This window comes from Pantoea sp. JKS000250, assembly GCF_003201065.1.
Lineage (GTDB): Bacteria > Pseudomonadota > Gammaproteobacteria > Enterobacterales > Enterobacteriaceae > Pantoea > Pantoea vagans.
This window is the reverse complement of the sequence record NZ_QICZ01000002.1, coordinates 351504-371358: the sequence shown is the minus strand read 5'-3', so window position 1 is coordinate 371358 and position 19855 is coordinate 351504. Positions and strand designations below refer to the sequence as shown.

At 51.2% G+C, this 19855-nt stretch carries 23 protein-coding genes and 1 pseudogene; 12 read left to right on the top strand and 12 right to left on the bottom strand.

Features of this window, described 5'->3' with window-relative positions; genetic code table 11:
- Positions 1 to 18 precede the first annotated feature (18 nt).
- Positions 19 to 978, bottom strand: a complete 960-nt coding sequence (locus BY447_RS21605; protein WP_033784754.1) for a LysR family transcriptional regulator — start codon at positions 976 to 978, stop codon at positions 19 to 21.
- 303 nt (positions 979 to 1281) lie between these two features.
- Between BY447_RS21605 and BY447_RS21600 the strand changes: the two genes are divergently transcribed.
- Positions 1282 to 1485: a hypothetical protein gene (locus BY447_RS21600; RefSeq protein ID WP_013196355.1), complete on the top strand. Its 204-nt coding sequence runs from the start codon at positions 1282 to 1284 to the stop codon at positions 1483 to 1485.
- A 91-nt stretch (positions 1486 to 1576) separates the two neighbouring features.
- Here the strand turns inward: BY447_RS21600 and BY447_RS21595 are convergent, their stop codons facing one another.
- Together BY447_RS21595 and cybB are read right to left on the bottom strand one after the other, a co-directional pair.
- Positions 1577 to 1927: a DUF3147 family protein gene (locus BY447_RS21595; RefSeq protein WP_110332192.1), complete on the bottom strand. Its 351-nt coding sequence runs from the start codon at positions 1925 to 1927 to the stop codon at positions 1577 to 1579.
- A gap of 85 nt (positions 1928 to 2012) precedes the next feature.
- A complete protein-coding gene (gene cybB, locus BY447_RS21590) occupies positions 2013 to 2537 on the bottom strand; it encodes a cytochrome b561 (RefSeq protein ID WP_033784755.1) in 525 nt (174 codons plus the stop codon).
- A gap of 307 nt (positions 2538 to 2844) precedes the next feature.
- On the opposite strand from cybB, the gene BY447_RS21585 reads away from it, so the two are divergent.
- Together BY447_RS21585 and BY447_RS21580 are read left to right on the top strand one after the other, a co-directional pair.
- A complete protein-coding gene (locus BY447_RS21585; protein ID WP_110332191.1) occupies positions 2845 to 3303 on the top strand; it encodes a GNAT family N-acetyltransferase in 459 nt (152 codons plus the stop codon).
- Between the two features lie 412 nt (positions 3304 to 3715).
- Positions 3716 to 3958 carry a hypothetical protein gene (locus tag BY447_RS21580; protein ID WP_323859528.1) on the top strand — a complete coding sequence of 81 codons (243 nt, stop codon included), beginning with the start codon at positions 3716 to 3718 and terminating at the stop codon, positions 3956 to 3958.
- A gap of 323 nt (positions 3959 to 4281) precedes the next feature.
- On the opposite strand, the gene BY447_RS21575 is transcribed toward BY447_RS21580, so the two are convergent.
- Positions 4282 to 4659, bottom strand: coding sequence for a YkvA family protein (locus BY447_RS21575; protein ID WP_110332190.1), 378 nt, complete (start codon positions 4657 to 4659; stop codon positions 4282 to 4284).
- A gap of 95 nt (positions 4660 to 4754) precedes the next feature.
- Complete coding sequence (locus tag BY447_RS21570) at positions 4755 to 5375, bottom strand: TetR/AcrR family transcriptional regulator (protein WP_110332189.1); 621 nt, start codon at positions 5373 to 5375, stop codon at positions 4755 to 4757.
- 165 nt (positions 5376 to 5540) lie between these two features.
- Between BY447_RS21570 and BY447_RS21565 the strand changes: the two genes are divergently transcribed.
- On the top strand, positions 5541 to 6752 hold the full coding sequence (locus BY447_RS21565) for an MFS transporter (RefSeq protein WP_110332188.1): 1212 nt from the start codon (positions 5541 to 5543) through the stop codon (positions 6750 to 6752).
- Between the two features lie 211 nt (positions 6753 to 6963).
- Here the strand turns inward: BY447_RS21565 and BY447_RS21560 are convergent, their stop codons facing one another.
- Complete coding sequence (locus BY447_RS21560; RefSeq protein ID WP_416376697.1) at positions 6964 to 7845, bottom strand: LysR family transcriptional regulator; 882 nt, start codon at positions 7843 to 7845, stop codon at positions 6964 to 6966.
- A 149-nt stretch (positions 7846 to 7994) separates the two neighbouring features.
- Between BY447_RS21560 and bla the strand changes: the two genes are divergently transcribed.
- A complete protein-coding gene (bla, locus tag BY447_RS21555; RefSeq protein WP_110332186.1) occupies positions 7995 to 8873 on the top strand; it encodes a class A beta-lactamase in 879 nt (292 codons plus the stop codon).
- Positions 8874 to 9010: 137 nt separating this feature from the next.
- Here the strand turns inward: bla and BY447_RS21550 are convergent.
- Positions 9011 to 10031: pseudogene (locus tag BY447_RS21550) on the bottom strand (zinc-dependent alcohol dehydrogenase family protein).
- A gap of 103 nt (positions 10032 to 10134) precedes the next feature.
- Here BY447_RS21550 and BY447_RS21545 point away from each other — a divergent pair.
- Complete coding sequence (locus tag BY447_RS21545; RefSeq protein ID WP_110332185.1) at positions 10135 to 11043, top strand: LysR family transcriptional regulator; 909 nt, start codon at positions 10135 to 10137, stop codon at positions 11041 to 11043.
- A gap of 96 nt (positions 11044 to 11139) precedes the next feature.
- On the opposite strand, the gene BY447_RS23590 is transcribed toward BY447_RS21545, so the two are convergent.
- Positions 11140 to 11820: an FAD-dependent monooxygenase gene (locus tag BY447_RS23590; RefSeq protein ID WP_323859527.1), complete on the bottom strand. Its 681-nt coding sequence runs from the start codon at positions 11818 to 11820 to the stop codon at positions 11140 to 11142.
- A 132-nt stretch (positions 11821 to 11952) separates the two neighbouring features.
- Entirely contained in the window at positions 11953 to 12213 is a 261-nt protein-coding gene (locus tag BY447_RS23585; protein ID WP_323859526.1) for an FAD-dependent oxidoreductase, read from the bottom strand.
- A gap of 72 nt (positions 12214 to 12285) precedes the next feature.
- Here BY447_RS23585 and BY447_RS21535 point away from each other — a divergent pair, with 72 nt between their 5' ends.
- The gene (locus BY447_RS21535; protein ID WP_110332184.1) at positions 12286 to 12744 is read left to right on the top strand and encodes a MarR family winged helix-turn-helix transcriptional regulator; all 459 of its coding nucleotides are present in this window, start codon (positions 12286 to 12288) and stop codon (positions 12742 to 12744) included.
- A 61-nt stretch (positions 12745 to 12805) separates the two neighbouring features.
- On the opposite strand, the gene BY447_RS21530 is transcribed toward BY447_RS21535, so the two are convergent.
- The 3 genes from BY447_RS21530 to BY447_RS21520 all read right to left on the bottom strand — a co-directional run bounded on the left by BY447_RS21530 (position 12806) and on the right by BY447_RS21520 (position 15838).
- A complete protein-coding gene (locus BY447_RS21530; protein ID WP_110332183.1) occupies positions 12806 to 14230 on the bottom strand; it encodes an alpha,alpha-trehalose-phosphate synthase (UDP-forming) in 1425 nt (474 codons plus the stop codon).
- Between the two features lie 118 nt (positions 14231 to 14348).
- The gene (locus BY447_RS21525) at positions 14349 to 14897 is read right to left on the bottom strand and encodes a GNAT family N-acetyltransferase (protein WP_110332182.1); all 549 of its coding nucleotides are present in this window, start codon (positions 14895 to 14897) and stop codon (positions 14349 to 14351) included.
- A 518-nt stretch (positions 14898 to 15415) separates the two neighbouring features.
- Entirely contained in the window at positions 15416 to 15838 is a 423-nt protein-coding gene (locus BY447_RS21520) for a MarR family winged helix-turn-helix transcriptional regulator (protein WP_107320292.1), read from the bottom strand.
- A gap of 195 nt (positions 15839 to 16033) precedes the next feature.
- Here BY447_RS21520 and BY447_RS21515 point away from each other — a divergent pair, with 195 nt between their 5' ends.
- The 5 genes from BY447_RS21515 (at position 16034) to BY447_RS21495 (ending at position 19824) form a co-directional block, all read left to right on the top strand.
- Positions 16034 to 16639 (top strand): non-oxidative hydroxyarylic acid decarboxylases subunit B, encoded by a 606-nt coding sequence (locus BY447_RS21515; RefSeq protein WP_033784770.1) that lies wholly within the window; start codon positions 16034 to 16036, stop codon positions 16637 to 16639.
- Positions 16629 to 18056 (top strand): non-oxidative hydroxyarylic acid decarboxylases subunit C, encoded by a 1428-nt coding sequence (locus tag BY447_RS21510; protein WP_095707854.1) that lies wholly within the window; start codon positions 16629 to 16631, stop codon positions 18054 to 18056. Before BY447_RS21515 ends, BY447_RS21510 begins: the two co-directional genes overlap by 11 nt.
- A 9-nt stretch (positions 18057 to 18065) precedes the next feature.
- Positions 18066 to 18293, top strand: a complete 228-nt coding sequence (locus tag BY447_RS21505; protein WP_013196376.1) for a non-oxidative hydroxyarylic acid decarboxylases subunit D — start codon at positions 18066 to 18068, stop codon at positions 18291 to 18293.
- 305 nt (positions 18294 to 18598) lie between these two features.
- Positions 18599 to 18895: a hypothetical protein gene (locus tag BY447_RS21500; protein WP_146211011.1), complete on the top strand. Its 297-nt coding sequence runs from the start codon at positions 18599 to 18601 to the stop codon at positions 18893 to 18895.
- Complete coding sequence (locus BY447_RS21495) at positions 18892 to 19824, top strand: SMP-30/gluconolactonase/LRE family protein (protein WP_110332180.1); 933 nt, start codon at positions 18892 to 18894, stop codon at positions 19822 to 19824. Before BY447_RS21500 ends, BY447_RS21495 begins: the two co-directional genes overlap by 4 nt.
- The last annotated feature ends 31 nt before the right edge of the window (positions 19825 to 19855 follow it).

Genomic DNA, 19855 nt, shown 5'->3' with positions numbered 1-19855 from the left:
GTGACCTGCATGCCGGTATCACTCCTGGTTGATGATGCGCATAATTCGCGGATGTTCACTGGCTGCCAGACGTTCAAATCCGGGCAACAGTTGCGCGGCGGCCTCCGCCAGCGCGTCCACCAGTGCCTGCGCCGCGCTGGAGATCTGTCGGCCCTGGGGGGTGATAACACCAAAGAAGTAAGGTATGTCTTCCTGAATCGGGCGGATCGCCACACCGGCCAGCGGCATCCCCCAGCCCGTGACAGGCTCGAGGATCGCCACGCCTAATCCGGCCCGCACGCAGCCCAGAATATTCGCCGATGAGTTGGTCTCGATGGTTTCCAGCAGCGGTGCTTTGACCTTTTTCAGCGCTTTTTCATAGCGTCCACGTAAGCGCTGCGGACTCCAGGGCGCAATTAAACGGCGGCCTGCCAGCTGGCTCAGCGATAGCTCACTGTTCGCCGCCAGTTCATCGTCTTCGGGCAGCGCAACCACGCACTGCGACTGCCCAATCCAGTGCAGCTCGACCGCATGATGCTCCAGCGGCAGGCTGCATAAGCCGATGTCAGCCTCTGCGGTGATCACCGCATGCGCTGTCTGTACGGCGGATTCACTGATGATTTGCACTTTATTTTGAAGATTCAGCGCGGCCAGCGCCTGCGGCAACAGACCGGCAGCCAGCGCGGGCGTCGCAGCAATGCTGAGTGGGCGATGCTGCTGATGCGCGATCTCCTGCGCGCGTAAGCGAATCTGTTGCAATGACAGCAGCGCTTTTTGCACATACTGATGCAGCTGCAACGCCTCTTCTGACGGATGAATACGCGGGCCATTGCGAATAAACAGCGGGTAACCCAGCGACTGCTCTAATTCCTGAATCAGGCGGGAAACGGCAGGCTGCGAGCGGTTCAGCGCTTTGGCCGCCGCAGTGACGCTGCCCGCAGAAATTACGGCCGAGAAAGCTTCCAGCTGACGTAAATCGAGGTCATTTAACAAGGTCATCGCGAGGTTACTTCCCTAAGTCATTGATAGCTCCCGATAATCACCCGGGAAAAAATCCATCATAGAGAGAGTCTGGCAAATTAGCCACAGCGAAAAAGCGCCAAGCCATCGGCATTAATGATTGATTAATACGACCGTCCGATGGCCGCGCGTCTCCTGGCATCCGCCAGTTATTACATCCCAAATCGGAACCCGCTAATCCACTGAGCCAGGTGGCATTTTCAGTCCAGGCTAGAATTCATCAGGTAAGCGTCAGCATAAAACCGGGTTAACGGCGCGGCTCATCACAAAGAGGACGGAAATATGAAATTCGGTGTGATATTCGAAGATACGGGCGTTGAAGAGGAACATGATTTTGATTCCAAACCCGTTGCCGGCGATTTAGTTACATTAACGCGCGACGGAGTTGGCAAAGACTATATTGTTATCATTGAGCCTGACCCGGACCATACCCATGATGACGGGCGTGACGGGCATCCGACGAAGGCCAGAGTCCGGCCCGCGTAGTGGAGGGTAAGATGATTTTAACCGCCTGGCGAGGCGGTTTTTTTATTGCCGACTCTCATGAGGTCGTCGTGCTTACCTTAGCGGCATAGCGCTACATCAGCACGATACCAAAGCGTTTCAGAAGCAGCGCCCAGAATGTGAAAAGCAGGATAGTGATAGCGCAGGAGATGAGCAGCGTCAGCCAGAAGCCGGTGCGCTGATAGAGAAAGGGGAACAGAATAAACATGGGCAGTGTCGGCACCACATACCAGAAGGTGTACCAGGCATGAGCACTGATTTTTTCCTGCGTCTGCCCTTCCACCTTCATCCAGATAAGCACCAGCACGGTGACCAGCGGTAAGGCGGCAAGTAAACCGCCCAGTCGATCGCTACGCTTAGCCGCTTCTGAAATCAGCACGACCATAAAAGCCGTGATGGCATATTTCGATATCAGCCAGAGCATGATTGTCCTCAATATTCCTGTTCATCCGACACCTGAGTGCCGGACCGTTTACGATCGTCCCGCTCCGGGATTTCAGCAGACGCAGTTACGGCATCATCCTGCGCAGCGTGTCATCTTTCATAAAATAGTGATGGAACAGCGCCGCCAGCGCATGCAGACCAATTAACCAGTATCCGAGCGGGGCCAGCGTTTCGTGCCAGTCAATCAGCATACTGGCAGTAGCGGGATCGGGCGATGTCGCCACAGGCATATTGATCCCAAACAGGGCCCACTCTTTTCCACGCAGGTAACGCGAGCTCAGCCCGAGAACCGGTAAGACCACAAACAGCGCATAAATCAGCGTGTGCACCAGATGTGAAAGACCCGTCTGCCAGCGCGCCACGGGCGGCGTAATAGGCGGCGTTACAGAACGGGTGCGCAGCCAGAGGCGGGCTATCATCAGGATCATGACGCAGAAGCCTGCGGAAAAGTGGGTGATCATCACCGCATTTCGCTGCCAGGTTCCCTTCTCTGCCATCCAGCGCAGCTCGATGGTAGCGTAGGCGACGATAATCAGTAAGACCGTCAGCCAGTGGAAAAGAATTTGCGAACCCCGATATTTCTTCAGCATAGATAAACTTCCGTCACTATTTTTTTGCGTCACTATACCAGTTAATTATTAGATGTTTATTAGGAGTTTACTGGATCATTATGACAGGCCATGCCGCTTAAACACTGAGGCTGATGCAGGCTAATCTGCCTCAAACTGAATGCAACGCAGAGTCAGCATGATGGCACAGCGAAGCCTGCGGTTTGAGGCTGAATAGCGCTGGCACATTTTAACAAAAACCTGCAGGGCACGATTCAGTCAAAGGCATTCAATAATACTGAAAGGTCGTGATAGATTGACAATCTGGAAGATAAATCACGGGTGATCAATGTTTTACATTTCGGAAGTAAACAAAAGTGATTCTGAATTAGGTTGTCTGGTGAATGAACTCGATATTTTTTTAGCAGAACTTTATCCCGCCGAGAGTAATCATTCGCTGGACTTATCAACCGTCAGTGATGAAAACCTCCGTTGTCTGATGGTCAGAGATAAAGAAGGTGTTCCAGCGGGCTGTGGTGCTGTGCTCTTTCAGGAAGCTGGCTTTGGTGAAATTAAGCGCGTTTATATCCGCCCTGAGTTCAGAGGCCGTAAGCTGGGAGAACTTATCGTCGGGTCTCTGGAGCAGCTTGCGCGGGAGAATCGGTGCCATCAGTTACGGCTGGAAACGGGCATTCATCAACAACCTGCTATAGCACTCTATCGCAGATGCGGATATGAGGTTTGTGACCCTTTCCCCCCTTACCTTGCAGACCCACTGAGCATTTTCATGCATAAGATTATCCAGTGAATCGCGGGAGCATATCAGGCTTTTTAGTTCATTGCTTCTTTAGCATTAAGCGCTACGGGTATAAGAAGTTTATGATTTAACACAGCGATAAATCTTAAACTTAACCTAATATTCATCCTGTAAAATGACGAAAGCACGCAGCTGACGCGCTGTGTGCTGCTATAAATACACTTCGCACTGGAACGGTTAGCCGGCCCTGTGAGAATGTTTCTTTAAGTCAAATCCGCGCCCTGCCGCCATGACCCGCCTGCGCTTCGCTTAACTTTAGTGCCATCCTAAATAAGAGTAAAAATAACGCGCGTTATCGTAACCTTAGAACTCTACATTTCTCATGCAAAAACAGTAACTTCTCCTCTCATTAGAGTTCGCCTATGCTGGCTGCTCACTACATTTTGCGTCAGAGGGATTTGCTATGTTTAATGTGCCCGCAACCTACAGTGCAGAGGCTGTTGAGTGCCTTTACGAAGTTATCGACATACTCAATCTGAACGGCGCACGATGCCACGTTATCTTTGACAGTCAGGCGTCCCGCGCCGCGGTGATAGAAGCAGATACAACAGAGCAACTCGGCGAAATGCGCTACCCTGTGCTGGCTGTGCTGGAGATGGAGCGCGTCACCAGCATTAATACCCTGTTGCGTATTAAATCGTTCTAAACCGATTCAGACGGCGCTCATCCTGAAATAGCGTCAGGTAACCTGGCGAACGCGTTATATAAAGCGCTGACGATGAAGAAACATATTACGCTGGTGGGATTGTAAAGCAGCCTAAAGCCCGTGCGGTGCGGGCTTGCTACAGTGTGCAGTGACAGGCCTGACAGCACGCATCCACGCATTACACCTGAACGTTGCTTTTCAGAGATATCCGTCTTTTCCGCCCTACACTGCCGCAGGTGATATTTTCACGTGCTTTAACCCCCGCGCCTCATTGCCAGACTTCTCAACCTGTTTTAATGCTCTTTTACCTGCTTCACTCCGCTTCAGATAAATGCCCTGACCAGTAGCACGGCGCAAATCACCCATATCACGATAAACACGCCTGCCGTTATGCGACTGACAGGACGTCTGCTGGCCTGCGCTGCGGTCTCCCGATGCTCACGCATGACTTCGGCGGGAATAAGACGCACCACCAGCATGATGCCCAATGGCACGATGATCAGGTCATCAAGATAACCGATGATGGGAATGAAGTCGGGAATCAAATCGATGGGGGAAACGGCATAGGCAGCGACAATCAACGCCAGCACTTTAGCCAGCAACGGCGTCCGGGGATCGCGGGCGGCAAGCCATACCGCGTGTACATCCCATTTAATGTTTTTCGCCCACGTTCTGGCGTCAGCGATAAATCTGATTGTCATCAGGGTGCTTTTCCATAGTCAGGGCAATCGGCTTTACGCATCTGCATCGCTGTACCTTTTATACCCGCGCTGCGTGCTGAAAACGATCTTACTCATCAATTCTTAGCATCAGGGATATTTGCATCCCACAATTTCATCACGGCTGATACCGCCGCATCCAGCTCTTCACCGCTTGCCCCATCCCGGGCTTCTGTTGACAGGCCCAGTTCAAAACTGTGGAGAGTGATGGCCAGCGCCCGCACGTTTGTATCAGCAGCCAGCTGTCCCGCCTCTTTCGCTCTCGAGACGCATCGCAAAAATCCCGCCCTTGTCCGTTCGCGTTGCACCGCCAGAATTTTACGGATGTGATCATTCGCGGGTGAACAGGTATTTACGGACAACGCAATCAGGCAGCCGCTGGGATGTCCCGGTTCTGTCTGCATTTTTGCCGAACGGCGCAATGCCAGTTCGACAGCTTCACGAGGTTCAGGCGTGTCATCCCACAGGCAATCGTTAACCTGGCCGTAAGTCGACGCATAGCATTCCACTACTTCTTCAAACAGCGCCTCTTTTGAACCAAACGCTGCATAAAAACTCGGTGCAGTGATGCCGTTACCAAGGTTCGACTTGAGCATGGCAAGCGAGGTGGACTCGTAGCCATATTGCCAGAAAAGGGTCATCGCCTGACGAATGGCCTCATCACGATCAAATTTCCGTGGACGTCCCATCTGAGCCATATCCGCTCCTGTTTGTACATGTCAGATATAAATACTAATCGATACATATGTGCTTGACAAGGCTCATGCCGGTCTATAGTTTCATATATATACCAATCGATACATTAATCAGAAAATCTTTTGCCATAAGGTTTTCACGCTATCAATGATTTAAAAGAGGCTCACGTGCACACCACTTCAGAATTCAGTGAAACCACAATCCAGCGGGGTCTGCCTCTGGCTTCCCTGCTGGCCTTTGCCATGACAGGCTTTATTGCCATCCTGACAGAGACGCTGCCGGCAGGTCTGCTTCCGGAAATCGGAGAAGGCCTGGGTGTTACCCAGGTAATGGCGGGCCAGCTGGTCAGTATTTATGCGCTGGGATCGCTGCTTGCGGCGATCCCGTTAACGGTGCTGACCAGTGGATGGCGGCGTAAAAAAGTGCTGCTGCTTGCCGTCGGCACTTTTTTGATTTTCAACACCATTACCACCCTGTCATCCAGTTACTGGCTGACGATGGCGGCCCGTTTTATGTCGGGTGTGGCAGCCGGACTGGCATGGGGGATCCTGGCGGGCTATGCACGCCGCCTCGTTCCTGCTGCGTTGCAGGGGCGCGCACTGGCTATTGCTATGGTGGGTATTCCTGTTGCTCTTTCACTGGGTACACCGGCAGGCACATGGCTGGGCAGCCTGATGGGATGGAGAGTGCCGTTTGGGATTATGGCAGCTCTGGCCGTAATTCTGTTTATCTGGACATGGATCGCGGTGCCTGACCTGCCGGGGCAGCAGTCTGGTCGTCGCCTCCCTGTGTGGAAAGTTTTACTGATGCCCGGCGTCACACCCGTTCTGGCGGTTATCTTTCTGTGGATGACGGCACACAACATTCTTTACACGTTTATCGGCCCGTTCCTGCAGCTGTCGGGACTGGCTGCAAACGTGGGGTTCATTCTGCTGGTTTTTGGCATTGCGGCACTTATTGGCATCTGGATTACCGGAATGCTGGTAGATCGCCATCTGCGCAATCTGGTTCTGCTCAGCCTTGCGGCCCTGGCGGTTGTCTCTGGGGTGCTTGCAGCAGGCATGCGGGAACAGGTCGTTGTGTTTCTGGCCGTCATCGTCTGGGGATGGTCGTTTGGCGGCGCGTCAACCCAGATGCAGACCGCCGCCGCCGACTCGGCGGGCAATCATGTCGATGTCGTTCAGGCGATGGTAACGACCGCATGGAATCTGGCGATTGCCAGCGGTGGCGTCGCTGGCGGGCTACTGCTCAATAATGCCGGTGCTGAATCATTCCCCTGGGCGCTTCTGGCCTTTATGGCTGTTGCGTTTGTCATCGCCTGGCGCGCGAAAAAGCACGCTTTCAGGCCTGGCGCCAGAGGCGGTTCAGTCAAGTCGTAACCGCGTAAGTTGTCTTAAATCACGCGATTCTTTCACCTGCTTTGCAATCTGCGACAGGGATGTCCGCCTGAAAACGCTGAGCAGAATGGCCTTCTTGCGTTGCCTGAAATGTTTTAACCCGGCGCAGTGGTGTCACCACGCGCCGGTCGGACATCGGTGATGACTCTTCTCTGACACCAGCCGCGTGATGACTGAGTCAGTCTGAACAACATCACGGTTTCATTATTTTTTGAATAATCCATTCACAGAATATTTGCATCGACTGGGTCATTTTTCGGGCTTTCTGCCATGTTAACCAGTAACCATCATTGCCTGAATAAATATCAAAAGGCCTGACAAGCAGTCCGCGTTTTATTTCCGTTTCAAACATAATATCAGGTGCCAGTGCGATGCCACCGGTGATCAGGACAGCATCAATAATAAGACGTGATGAATCGAAAACTGGACCGTTAACTCTGAATGAGGGTATGCCTGCTGCTGCAAACCAGTTATCCCACTCGTCATGACGATAAGATCGTAATAATGTCTCGCCGGTGATATCCGTGGGCTTTAACAGCCTTTTCGCTGTTTCAGGTTGGCACAATAGCGTGAGTGGTGCATCAAACAGAAGCTGGTTATGTGATGATGCCCAACTGCCAGAACCATATCTTATAGCGAAATCGACGCCCTCCCCGGCAATGCTTACAACGTTATTGTTGGTCTGAATACTCAGTTCGATAGCGGGGTGTTGTAGCTGGAAATCTTCAATTTTTGGCAGCAGCCAGCCCAGCGCGAAAGTACCCACACAGGATAGCGTCAGTGCCTCCCTGAAATGTCCACCTTCAAACTGGCGATACGCTTTCTCAATACGATGAAATTGTTCTGAAATTTCAGAAAAAAGCAGCCGGGCTTCATCGGTTAACTCAAGGCCGCGTGAAAGTCTTTTAAATAACGTCACACCTAATCTTTCTTCGAGCAGCCTGACCTGCTGGCTGACAGCAGCCTGAGAAACGAATAGCTCCATGCCTGCACGAGTGAAGTTGAGGTGACGGGCAGAAGCTTCAAATGCGCGCAGAGCATTGAGCGGGATATCACTTTTCAATGCTGACCCCAGAAAAAGTTATGACAGACATCAATTTATACCGTTTTTTCTCATCGTGAAATTGATTTATTTTGGCGCACATAACTTAAGCGAAGCGAAGTCTTTCAGCGTGTTTTGTTTTGCACCATGATGTTATTAATCTCAGAACAAGGTGATTCCTGATGGTAAATTTTAAAGTAAGTCTGACCAGCCTGTTACTGATCGCAACAGCAGGTTGTTCTGTGTCAGCCTGTGCTGCTTTTAACCAGCAAACCCTGACGAGCCAGCTTGAAACACTTGAAAATAAATCAGGAGGAAGACTCGGCCTGGCCGTCATTGACACATCGGATGATTCGAAATATGCATGGCGTGGCAATGAAAGATTTCCACTCTGCAGCACAAGTAAAGTGATGGCGGTTGCAGCGATATTAAAGAAAAATGAACGTGACCCTCATCTGCTTGATAAGAAAATTCATATTAGTAAAAGTGACATGGTAAATTACAACCCTGTTACCCGGAAGCATATAGGCTCATATATGTCAGTCGCTGAGCTGAGTGCCGCGGCGCTGCAATACAGCGATAACGCCGCGATGAATAAACTCCTTTCCTATCTGGGTGGTCCGCAGCAGGCCACGCACTTCGCCCGGACAATCGGCGATAAGGATTTTCGTCTGGACAGACACGAGCCGGGGCTTAATACCGCCATCCCCGGCGATGAGCGTGATACAACGACACCTTCAGCGATGGCTGAAAGCCTTAAAAAAGTGGTTCTGGGTACGGCGCTTAAGGAAGAGCAGCGAGCGAAACTTTCAGACTGGATGAAGGGGAATACTACCGGTTCTGACAGTATTAAAGCAGGTCTTCCGGACGACTGGATTGTGGCAGATAAAACAGGCAGTGGAGACTACGGTTCTACAAATGATATCGCCGTTATCTGGCCAAAAAATCACGCACCTGTCATCCTCACCACTTACTTTACACAGCACGATAAAGATGCGGCCACACGCAAAGACGTACTGGCCAGTGCAGCAAAACTGGTGGCCGACGCAGTCGATAAATAGTCAATGCTGAAAGTTGACGATTCAGTACGGAAAACGGCTCAGCGTGAGCCGTTTTCTCTCTTGCCCCCCAGTTAATCATTAACAGGCGAATCCAGTGTTTACGCCCCCCTCGCCGTGTGTAACCTGATTCATAAAGGTCAGCCCACATTGATAACGATTTTTCCAAACGCACCATTGTCGAGTTGATCCAGTGCCTGCGTAAGTTCGCTGAAGCTGTACCTTTTATCGATAACCGGTTTCAGTTTAATACTGTCAACAGCCCTGACGAGATCTTCAAGCGCACGGCGGTGACCCACACCAATGCCCTGCACGGTGGGTGACTTAAGCAGCAGCATCGATCCGGAAACAGTGATATCGTCTTTATCCATCATGCCGATCAGCGAAACTCGTCCATGAGAAGCCACAGCACGAATAGAATCGGCAACGTTACTTCCCCCTACAGTATCCACAACGTGGTCGATGCCACGTTCGCCGGTCAAACGATGAACCGCGTCGACCCAATCCTCCTTCTTACGGTTAATACCGTAATCGGCACCGAGCGCCTTCGCAGCTTCCAGCTTCCAGCTTCTCATCGCTGGATGAGGTGATAAATACCTCAGCGCCCACCGCTTTTGCAATCTGTAACGCAAAAAGCGCCACGCCGCCGGTTCCCTGTATCAGTACGGTTTCGCCAGCCCGCAACGTTCCACGTTCAACCAGTGCAAACCAGGCTGTCAGGCCTGCACAGACCAGCGTGCTGGCTTCCGTATCAGAAAGCGACTGCGGTGACTTAACCAGCCACGTTTCATTCATGACCACGTATTCAGCAAGTACTCCCTGAAACGCATAGCCTGTGGTGTCGTAGCGCGGATTTCTGGCAGTGTTGGGAAGTTTTCCGTCTATCCAGTCCGGGAAAAAGGTGGAGATAACACGTTCTCCGGGACTGAAGCGGGTTGTGCCCGGCCCGACAGCCTCCACCACACCGGCCATGTCCGATCCTGGGGTAAAAGGCATCGGCATCCCGTTACCCATTCCACCTTCAATAATGACCTTGTCCCGGAAGTTGAGTGAAACGGCGCTGACCCGGACGAGCACTTCGTTCTGCCCTGGCAGAGAGATCTCTGCTGAAATCATTTTCAGGTTCTGACGACCAGGCTGGTCTGATGTCCAGCGTTTCATTGTGGTTCCTGCGGTTAATATTTCATAGTCAGGATTCTAGCATTGCTATTTATTTGACAGTGGCGATAGTATTTCCGGTTATTGATTCCTCATTGGCGACAATATGAAAAGCGAGATGAATACTATTCCTGTTTTTGTGGCTGTCGCGGAGTCGGTGAGTTTTTCGCAGGCAGCTCAAAAACTGCACGTCACACGCTCAGCCGTTGCTAGAACCATTTCCCGACTTGAAGAAAGGCTTGGCGTTACGCTTTTCAACCGCACAACCCGCAGCCAGAGCCTGACTGCTGAGGGCACGCTCTATTATGAATCCTGCCGTCGGGCGCTGGATGAGATCAACAGGGCAGAAGATATTCTGGAAGGCGGTAAGCTTCAGGTAAGCGGAAAGCTCAGAGTTTCTGTGCCGGTCCTGCTTGGACAAATGTGTGTGTCACCCATCCTCTTGACGCTGGCGAAACAACATCCCGGACTTGAACTGGAAATATCGTTCAGCGATCGGCCAGTGGATTTGCAGGATGAGGGATTTGACCTGGCCGTACGAATCGGCGCACTGTCTGACAGCAGTAGTCTTGTCGCACGGTATCTTGGCTCTCATAGCATGGTTTTCTGCGCCTCACCTGAATATCTTCGGGATGCAGGCCAGCCGATTTCACCGGATGAACTGAATCAGCACGCCGCCGTGGCTTACATCCGTTCCGGACGCATTCTTAAGTGGCGGATTAAAAATGAAAAGGATGAAATAACAGATTTAATCCCTCCAGCCAGATTAACAATGGATGATATGCAGGCGGTCAGAGACATTACTGTAGCTGGCGGTGGTATCGCCTTACTGCCTTACTGGCTTGTACGGGAAGAACTTGCGACTGGCAGCCTGACAGAAATATTAAAAGACCGGTCGGCTGGAAGCTGGCCTGTCTATGCAGTATGGCCGCGTACGCCTCACCTCACACTGAAAGTCAGACTGGCCGTGGATAAACTGGTGAGTGATTTTCCGTCAATGATGGCGACGCTTTGAGGTTTGGTTTCATGTCTGACTTAAGCCTCAGCGGTTGTTGATTTGATAATTTTCATAGCATGCCAGTTCACCTCTGTATGACCTGTCAGTTTATTGTTATTCGCTAAACCAGTCCTGAAATCCCGATATTGCCGCCAGCATAATGTCGCGTGCGCGTTCCATGATGAGGTTTTCCGCATGACGTAAACCGTTAAGCGGGTGCGATGCTTCACTTACAGCAAGAGCTATATCAGAAGCATCAAGCATTGCCAGATTGACGCCGACGCCGACAGGTGGCATCAGGTGAGCCGCATCTCCGATGAGCGTGATGCCCGGACGCGGTGCCCAGCCAAAATCCACAGGCAGGCTATGAATCGGACGTCTGACATACTCACCGGTTGCGCTGAGGACGGACTGCAGGGAGGAATCCCAGCCCTGGTAACTTGTGCGTACATAAGAGGACATATCCTGTCGCGCGAGATTGTGATCGATAACATCAATGTCACGCTTCATGGCCGCGTAAACGCAAATCCGTCCGCCTCCATTACGTTGTGTAATCAGAGCCTCAGAGCCGCCAAAACTGAAAGCGGTTCCTTTTCCTGCAATACTATCGATTCGTCCTGAGGGTTGATTAATCCACCCCTCAAAAAAGGTTATGCCCGAATAGCGTGGGCGTTCGGGCGTAAGATAAGCTCTGACCCGTGACCAGGCCCCGTCGGCTCCAATAACAATGTCAGCTTCATAGCGGCTGCCGTTTCGGAACATCAGTCCATGATTTTTTCTCAGGCCATAATCCACATAATGAAGTTTATGACCCCATTGAATGGTTTTGGGTGATAGTGCCCCCTGAAGAAGATTTTTTAGCTCGCCGCGATCAATCTCAGGTTTATCTATTTCACCTTCCGGCGTGTGTGTATCCTCCTCCGTTTCTCAAGTACGGTGGTTAATCATTCGGCTTTGCTGATCTTCATGCCTTGCAATTTTCCGGAACTGCTGGAGTAAGCCAGCTTTGCGCAGTGCTTCCTGACCACTATCAGGATGCAAATCCAGTGATCCACCCTGACTCCGGTCAGAGTCAGCGGACGCTTCCTCAAATACTGTGACGTCAAAGCCATTCTGCTCGAGTATGACTGCCGCAGTGAGTCCTGCAGGCCCCCCGCCGATAATGGCAATAGAAATGTTGTCAGGCATGATTTTTCTCAATGCAGTAAATCGTATACTCTATAACCATAAAGTTGATACATCAACATCAGGACAGGTTAAATGAAGAATTCCACTGAGATTTCAGACGAAGAGTGGCTGGCATGGCGCGGATATCGCCGACTGGCAGCCATTATCACGGGGCGTATCGCCAGGGATATCAGTGAAGCCACCGGCTTGTCCGGTCCGGATTTCATGATTCTTATGGAGCTCAGCAATAATCCGCATGCAGGACTCCTTCAGCGTGAACTACAGGAGTACATTGAGTGGGACAAGTCCCGGCTTTCACACCAGCTTTCACGTATGTCTTCACGGGGCCTTGTACACCGAAACCGTAACAGTCCATCAGGTATTTCGGTAAGCATTACCGACGAGGGTCGCCTGCTCCTCGACAAAGCACGACCGGTGCACGCTGCAAGTGTGCGACGAAATTTTCTTGATCTGTTAACGCCAGAAGATCTCCCTGAACTGATCGCCATTAACGAACGGTTGCGACAGTTCGGGAGCCATATTATAAAATGATGAGACAGGCTTTATCTTCTCCAGCACCGTCTTTTGAAAGACTTTTATCCTGACTGAAAAATCAGTACCTCGCGCGGCTACTACTCAGTCGTGGAAAAGTCGCCTGCGGCGGCAACGCTTCCGGGTCAGCAGGCACGTTGTTCAGCATCCGCAAAAATGACGCAGCCCAGTGATGGCTGTTGTGCATATGCAGGCCTTTCATCAGACGGGCGTGCAGACAGCGCCGTTCGTGTAACGGCATCTGCAGGGCGCGATGGACCGCACTGGCCATAGCATCAGGATCATAAGGATTGACGATGATGGCACCGTCCATCTGCCCGGCGGCACCGGCAAACTGCGACAGGATTAGCACCCCTGGATTTTTCGGGTCCTGCAGTGCGACGTACATTTTGGCCATCAGGCTCATGCCCGCCATGAGCGGCGTGACCAGCGCAACGCGTGAGGCACGATAGATACCGGCCTGCTCTTCCCGGCTGTAAGCGTGAGTCAGATAGTTCACCGGATACCAGTTCATGGTGCCATGCACACCATTAAGTTCTCCACATAGCGCTTCCAGAGCGTGACCGAGTTTTGACGCATCATGTGCGTGTCCGGCTGCCGGCGGCGCAAGCTGCAACAGCGTGATATTTTTCTGGTAACAATCATGCCTCCGCAGCAGCACCTCCAGCGTGCTGATTCGATAAGGCAGTCCTGAACTCTCATCAAGATGACCGCCGCTCAGCACGCTATTTTCGGGCAGACTTTCGCGACACTGAATTTCCATAAAGGCGCAGCTGTTACTCTCACGCAGAGACTCAACATCGTTGAGGTCGATCCCGACCGGAAACACACCAACGTTGATAATCCGGCCATGAATACGAAAGCTGTGCGCTTCCAGCCGCTCCAGCCGGAATCCGCTCTCCAGCCAGACGAGGAAGTTATTCATATCCTGCGCGGTCTGAAAGCCAATCAGGTCACAACACAGCAGCGACTCTGTAAACCAGCGCCATTCGGGTATGGTTTCAAACATTCTGCCAGCCGGGAAAGGCTGATGCAGAAAGATGCCGACTGAATTGGGCAGGCCCTCTTCGCGGATGTAGCCGGCACAGCCCAGCAGGTGATAATCCTGAATCCAGATAACATCGTCTGGTGTGGCATTTTCACAGATGGCCCGCGCATAGGCTTTATTAATGTTTTTATATTCCTGAAATCCATTGGTGGAAAAACGGGCCATATCCGGACGCTGGTGGAAAACAGGCCAGAGCCCTTTATGAATGTAATTATGGTATCCCTCATTAAGCTCGCCCGGCGTATAGGGGAAGGTCACGGTTTCATACTGATCGTGCTGCTTCGCAACATAGGCTCTTGACGCATCCTGAGAGATAACCGTGCTTTCACCATTCCAGCTAATCCAGAAGCCGCCCAGCCGGGAGAGTATCCCGTTATAAACTGCAGTAAGCGTCGAGCGTTGCGATTGGTTATGAGAAACAAGGATAAGGCCTGACATGGTGTGTTCCCTGATTGAAGGCTGTGGACAGGCGATCAAGCCTGGCAGCCTGCGGCTGTTAAGCTGAGGTCGGAGGATAAACTGGAGAAAACCGCTCATGAATGCGCGCCCTATCCGCTTAATGCCTGCTGGCGCTTCTGGCGCAGATTGAATCATTAATCCCATCGTGCAGAGTCGTCACCCAGACGCCAGGCAGTGAGGGAAAGGCGATGAATCCGTTACGCTCAAAAAAATCCGGCACGGGTTCACCCATGGCAATAATACGGCGGCAGCCTCTGGCGCCATGATGAGAAAGACAGCAGTGCAGCAGCCATGATCCAAGCCCGACAAAGCGATACTCCGGCGAGATAAACAGATTCCGGATTACCCAGGTTTCAGCCATGTCAGTGACAACCCGCGCAAAACCGATTTGTCGGCCATTACGATAAAGCCCGAAGCAGAGGCTGTTGTTGAGAGCCAGAATCAGCGCGCGGCTGTCGGGGATCGTTATGCCCAGCCATTGCGCAATCAGACGATAGTTCAGCAGTGACGGATTGGTACTGGCCTCAATAGCATCCCGGAACCACTTGCGGGGCGAAATAAGGCGAAGGCGCTGCTGCTCAGCAAGATCGGCTAATGCCGCCTCGTGGCAGCCCGGTATGGACCAGGGCTTATTGATGCATTTCATTCACGGCTTTCCAATAAGAGGCGCACAAGCGCCCGGTGCCGTTAATTAAACCGGGAGGCCCGTAAAAATGGCGTAAAAATAGGCTGATGAAGTGTAAAAACGCTGCAAAACAATCTCTCGCTGTAGCATCAGTTATCGATCAGGTCGTTGAAAACCAGCCGCTTAATAACCGTTAGCCATGCAGTTTTTAGTCCAGGAAGGCAATCATGCATCTCCCAGTCCCCGCACTGTTTTGAGAAAATGAGTAGCCGGATAGTTTTGAAATAAAACACAGAAAGATGAAAATTTCTTTTCACTTTTAATTAAACGCTAAGTAATCCATATCCGTAATACCACCTCACAAAAACCTGACCACCCGCATTCTCCTGAATCCTCTTCTTGTATTGAGTAGACCAGTAAATAATGAAGATTGTGCAGTTATTTCCTGTCCCGGCTCGGATCGCAAACGGATGCATCATATTTTTCGATGTGAGCGGAGCGATCCTGCAGCGGTAATATCTTGAGAAATTTTAATGGGATTATTTATTGCTCTGCTTAAGCAGAGTCTTCATCAGGTAAACCAGCTCATTCTGCTGATTTTGCCCCAGCCGATTAAGGAAATGCGAGTCTACTTTATCGGCGAGGGGCATCGCCTTTATCAAAATTTTTTCGCCCGCTGCAGTTAACGTAATAAATCTCCGGCGTCTGTCTTTCTCGCCTTCCTCGCGCCTGATGAGTGCTTTTTTTTCCATGCGAACCAGCAATTCTGCCAGCGTCGCCTTCGAACTCAGCGCTGCTTCCATTAATTCCATCTGCTCAATGCCTGGTTTGGCTGATACTGCGCACAGCACTGCAAACTGCTGTTTAGTGAGATCCGGCAGGTTCTGCTGCCACATAGCTGTATGTTCCTGAAGAAGCTGCCGGGAAAGATGAAAAAACAGGTTGCCTAAATCATTGTTCATACGCCTTTCATTCCCGTTCTTCTCCGCTGCTGGTCGCTCGATGTTAAATCATAACATTAAGAGATGAAAAATCATTGGCACAGGATACTGCATAATTAGCTTTGAAATAGTCACGCTATAAACTTGTTGCGCCGCGACTGTCGCAAGTGTACGGTCTAATTCGTTCGTATACGAACCATAACTGAGGTACATCTTATGAGATTGATCATCGGCATGACAGGCGCAACCGGTGCACCTTTGGGCGTCGCATTACTCAAAATCCTGCAGGAGATCGAAGACGTTGAAACCCACCTGATTTTAAGCAAATGGGCAAAAACCACGGTTGAACTCGAAACGCCCTATTCAGCACGCGAAGTTATGGATATGGCTGACTTTGTACACGGACCCGCTGATCAGGCCGCGACCCTTTCATCCGGCTCTTTTCATACTGACGGGATGATCATCATTCCCTGCAGTATGAAGTCATTAGCCGGTATCCGGTCTGGCTACGCTGAAGGACTGATCGGTCGAGCCGCTGATGTCACGATCAAAGAAGGCAGAAAACTGGTTCTGGTCCCCCGGGAAACGCCACTCAGCACGATCCATCTTGAAAATATGCTCGCACTTTCACGCCTGGGCGTTTCAATGATCCCGCCCATGCCCGCTTTTTATAATCACCCGGCAGTGATCGACGACGTGATTGACCACGTGGTAGCGCGTGTTCTCGATCAGTTTGGCCTCGCCTCACCGAGAGCTCGTCGCTGGGAAGGTATTAAACAATCCTCACATATCCATCATCAGGGAGAAAAAAATGGCTTTTGATGACCTGCGTAGTTTTCTGAAGGCTCTGGATGAACAGGGGCAGCTTCTTGAAATTGATGAGGAAGTGTTACCTGAACCTGATATCGCGGCTGCGGCAAATGCAACCGGCAGGATCGGTGACGGTGCGCCCGCACTTTCTTTCAAAAGAATAAAAGGCTTTCGTCATGCCCATGTGGTGATGAACACCATAGGCTCATGGCAAAACCATGCCATTTCGCTGGGGCTTCCGCCGAATACCCCCGTCAAGCAGCAGATAGAGACATTTATTCAGCGCTGGGACACCTTTCCCATAGCACCTGAGAGACGTGAAAATGCTCCCTGGTCCGAGAATACGGTGGATGGCGATGAGATCAATCTGTTCGACATTCTACCGCTCTTTAGACTTAACGACGGTGATGGGGGCTTCTATCTGGATAAAGCGTGCGTTGTGTCACGCGATCCGCTTGATCCTCAGCATTTCGGTAAGCAAAACGTCGGCATTTACCGCATGGAGGTTAAAGGCAGGCGTAAGCTTGGGCTACAGCCCGTCCCGATGCATGACATCGCCCTGCACCTGCATAAAGCCGAAGAGAGAGGCGAAGATCTGCCCGTCGCCATTACTCTGGGCAATGATCCCATCATTACGCTGATGGGCGCCACACCACTTAAATACGACCAGTCTGAATATGAGATGGCAGGCGCTCTGCGTGAAAAGCCTTATCCGATTGCAAAGGCACCTCTCACAGGTTTCGATGTTCCATGGGGTTCGGAAGTCATTCTTGAAGGGGTAATCGAAGGGCGTAAACGCGAAATAGAAGGTCCTTTTGGGGAGTTCACCGGCCACTACTCAGGTGGCCGTAATATGACGGTAGTTCGCATTGATAAAGTTTCATACCGCACCAAACCCATTTTTGAGTCACTCTATCTTGGTATGCCGTGGACCGAAATCGACTTTCTGATTGGGCCAGCCACCTGCGTGCCATTGTATCAGCAGCTGAAAGCTGAATTTCCTGAGGTACAGGCTGTCAACGCCATGTACACACACGGTCTGTTAGCCATTATCTCAACCAAAAAACGTTATGGCGGTTTTGCCCGTGCAGTCGGCGTGCGTGCAATGACAACTCCACACGGCCTGGGCTACGTAAAGATGGTCATCATGGTCGATGAGGACGTTGATCCCTTTAATTTGTCTCAGGTGATGTGGGCGCTCTCTTCTAAGGTCAACCCTGCGGGTGATCTGGTACAACTGCCAAACATGTCAGTTCTGGAATTAGATCCGGGTTCAAGCCCGGCAGGCATCACCGATAAGCTGGTGATAGATGCAACGACACCCGTCTCACCGGATAATCGCGGCCACTATAGCCAGCCGGTCAAAGATCTGCCTGAAACCGCCGCCTGGGTTGAGAAACTGACAGCCCTGTTAAGCAATCGTCATTAAGGAGAAGTTATGATCTGTCCACGTTGTGCTGATGAGCACATTGAAACCATGGCGACCTCACCAGTGAAAGACGTATGGATTGTTTATCAATGTCAGCACTGTTTATATACCTGGCGTAATACCGAGCCGGCAAGAAGAACAGAGCGAGAACACTATCCTGAAGCATTTCGTATGACACAAAGTGATATTGATAATGCGCCCGAAGTCCCGTCCATTCCACCGTTGTTAACGAGATAACAATTGAGCCTGTGGGCTTAAGTCCACAGGCATAACGTTATTCTTCTGGCAGATTATTCCCGTTTGACCCGGCAGGCTAAAGCTTTCATCAAACTGAACCCCGCTAAGCTCACGACGCTGGAAACCTTGATTAATTCAAAAGGTGATCCAGCCTTAAAGTCGTTAATCAAAGCCGCAGGCTTATATTGCATATTTCTGTCTCGCTTTCCAAAACTGCGCCTTCTCGTTTCATCTGGACCACTTTCACGGAATTGTGAGTCACATCGAATTTACATCACAAACAATCTCGCAACACTGGCACCCTCATGAAGCAGGCAGATATAGTAATTTCATCATGTACAACATTGTTGTATCAAGTAAAACAAAACGTGAGAATTGCTATGTCTGCTTATAAAAAACCCTTAAACAATTATTGTGTTATGCATAAACGCACTGATTACGACCGTCATAACAAAGAATATCAGATCGCAATTATTGATAAGTCTGGCCAAAAAAGCAGAATTTATGGCTCTTTCGGACTATCGGGCGATGGCATGAAAGGAAGTATGCCTTCACTGGTGAACGTGAGTAATGGACCAGATGAAAGGGCCGCTATTTTATGATGTCCCTGACACAGGCCGAGGTCAGGCAGACATCAGTTTTTACCCGCCTGCCTGACCGTTTTCGCTTACCGGATAGCAACAATGTCTGGGCCGTCGCGAATCGCGGGGGACAGCTTACCGACTCGTTCCTTGAAGGGCCGGTCTGGCATCCTTCAGGCTGTCTGTATCTGACCGATATTCCCTATGGCCGCATATTCCGGGTTGATATGACAGGCAACTGGGCGCTCGTCGTGCAATATGACGGCGAACCTAATGGCATGAAACTCGCCGATCCGGATACGCTTTTGATTACGGATTATCGTCATGGGATCATGAAACTCTGCCTCAAAACCCACAGCGTGTCGCCATGGCTGGCTCGCCGTAATAGCGAGAGTTTCCGTGGTGTTAACGATTTAACCACCGACAGCCAGGGGAACCTCTATTTCACCGATCAGGGGCAAACAGGACTACACGATCCCACCGGTCGTGTTTACCGGCTGAGCCAGAACGGACGACTGGATATGCTGCTGGATAACTGCCCAAGCCCGAATGGACTGGTTCTGTCCCCGGACGAAAAAGTACTTTACGTCGCGATGACGCGCGGCAATGCCATCTGGCGCGTACCGCTTCAGCGTGATGGTTCAGTCAGCAAAGTCAGTCAATATTTTACCTCACACGGTCCCAGCGGTCCTGATGGACTGGCTATGAACGCCAATGGCGAGTTGTTGATAGCCAACCCTGGTCTGGGTCGCATCTGGCTGCTTAACGATCTGGCTGAGCCCGCAGAAATTCTCACCAGCCCTGCCGGGCGCTCCACGACCAACCTCTGCTTTGGTGGCGAAAGCCTGCAACAGCTTTTTATTACCGAATCGGTAAGCGGCAGCATTCTTACCTGCCCGATGAAAACACCCGGTCACCCATTGCCCTTTATTTCCACCGAATTTCTTTGAGAATAATTCTGCGTTTCTGAACGCAGCGGAG

Excerpts from the sequence above, each read along its gene's own strand:
- BY447_RS21605 (WP_033784754.1), bottom strand. The coding sequence starts at position 978 with ATGACCTTGTTAAATGACCTCGATTTACGTCAGCTGGAAGCTTTCTCG.
- BY447_RS21600 (WP_013196355.1), top strand. The coding sequence starts at position 1,282 with ATGAAATTCGGTGTGATATTCGAAGATACGGGCGTTGAAGAGGAACAT.
- BY447_RS21595 (WP_110332192.1), bottom strand. The coding sequence starts at position 1,927 with ATGCTCTGGCTGATATCGAAATATGCCATCACGGCTTTTATGGTCGTG.
- cybB (WP_033784755.1), bottom strand. The coding sequence starts at position 2,537 with ATGCTGAAGAAATATCGGGGTTCGCAAATTCTTTTCCACTGGCTGACG.
- BY447_RS21585 (WP_110332191.1), top strand. The coding sequence starts at position 2,845 with ATGTTTTACATTTCGGAAGTAAACAAAAGTGATTCTGAATTAGGTTGT.
- BY447_RS21580 (WP_323859528.1), top strand. The coding sequence starts at position 3,716 with ATGTTTAATGTGCCCGCAACCTACAGTGCAGAGGCTGTTGAGTGCCTT.
- BY447_RS21575 (WP_110332190.1), bottom strand. The coding sequence starts at position 4,659 with ATGACAATCAGATTTATCGCTGACGCCAGAACGTGGGCGAAAAACATT.
- BY447_RS21570 (WP_110332189.1), bottom strand. The coding sequence starts at position 5,375 with ATGGCTCAGATGGGACGTCCACGGAAATTTGATCGTGATGAGGCCATT.
- bla (WP_110332186.1), top strand. The coding sequence starts at position 7,995 with ATGGTAAATTTTAAAGTAAGTCTGACCAGCCTGTTACTGATCGCAACA.
- BY447_RS21545 (WP_110332185.1), top strand. The coding sequence starts at position 10,135 with ATGAAAAGCGAGATGAATACTATTCCTGTTTTTGTGGCTGTCGCGGAG.
- BY447_RS23585 (WP_323859526.1), bottom strand. The coding sequence starts at position 12,213 with ATGCCTGACAACATTTCTATTGCCATTATCGGCGGGGGGCCTGCAGGA.
- BY447_RS21535 (WP_110332184.1), top strand. The coding sequence starts at position 12,286 with ATGAAGAATTCCACTGAGATTTCAGACGAAGAGTGGCTGGCATGGCGC.
- BY447_RS21530 (WP_110332183.1), bottom strand. The coding sequence starts at position 14,230 with ATGTCAGGCCTTATCCTTGTTTCTCATAACCAATCGCAACGCTCGACG.
- BY447_RS21525 (WP_110332182.1), bottom strand. The coding sequence starts at position 14,897 with ATGAAATGCATCAATAAGCCCTGGTCCATACCGGGCTGCCACGAGGCG.
- BY447_RS21520 (WP_107320292.1), bottom strand. The coding sequence starts at position 15,838 with ATGAACAATGATTTAGGCAACCTGTTTTTTCATCTTTCCCGGCAGCTT.
- BY447_RS21515 (WP_033784770.1), top strand. The coding sequence starts at position 16,034 with ATGAGATTGATCATCGGCATGACAGGCGCAACCGGTGCACCTTTGGGC.
- BY447_RS21510 (WP_095707854.1), top strand. The coding sequence starts at position 16,629 with ATGGCTTTTGATGACCTGCGTAGTTTTCTGAAGGCTCTGGATGAACAG.
- BY447_RS21505 (WP_013196376.1), top strand. The coding sequence starts at position 18,066 with ATGATCTGTCCACGTTGTGCTGATGAGCACATTGAAACCATGGCGACC.
- BY447_RS21500 (WP_146211011.1), top strand. The coding sequence starts at position 18,599 with ATGAAGCAGGCAGATATAGTAATTTCATCATGTACAACATTGTTGTAT.
- BY447_RS21495 (WP_110332180.1), top strand. The coding sequence starts at position 18,892 with ATGATGTCCCTGACACAGGCCGAGGTCAGGCAGACATCAGTTTTTACC.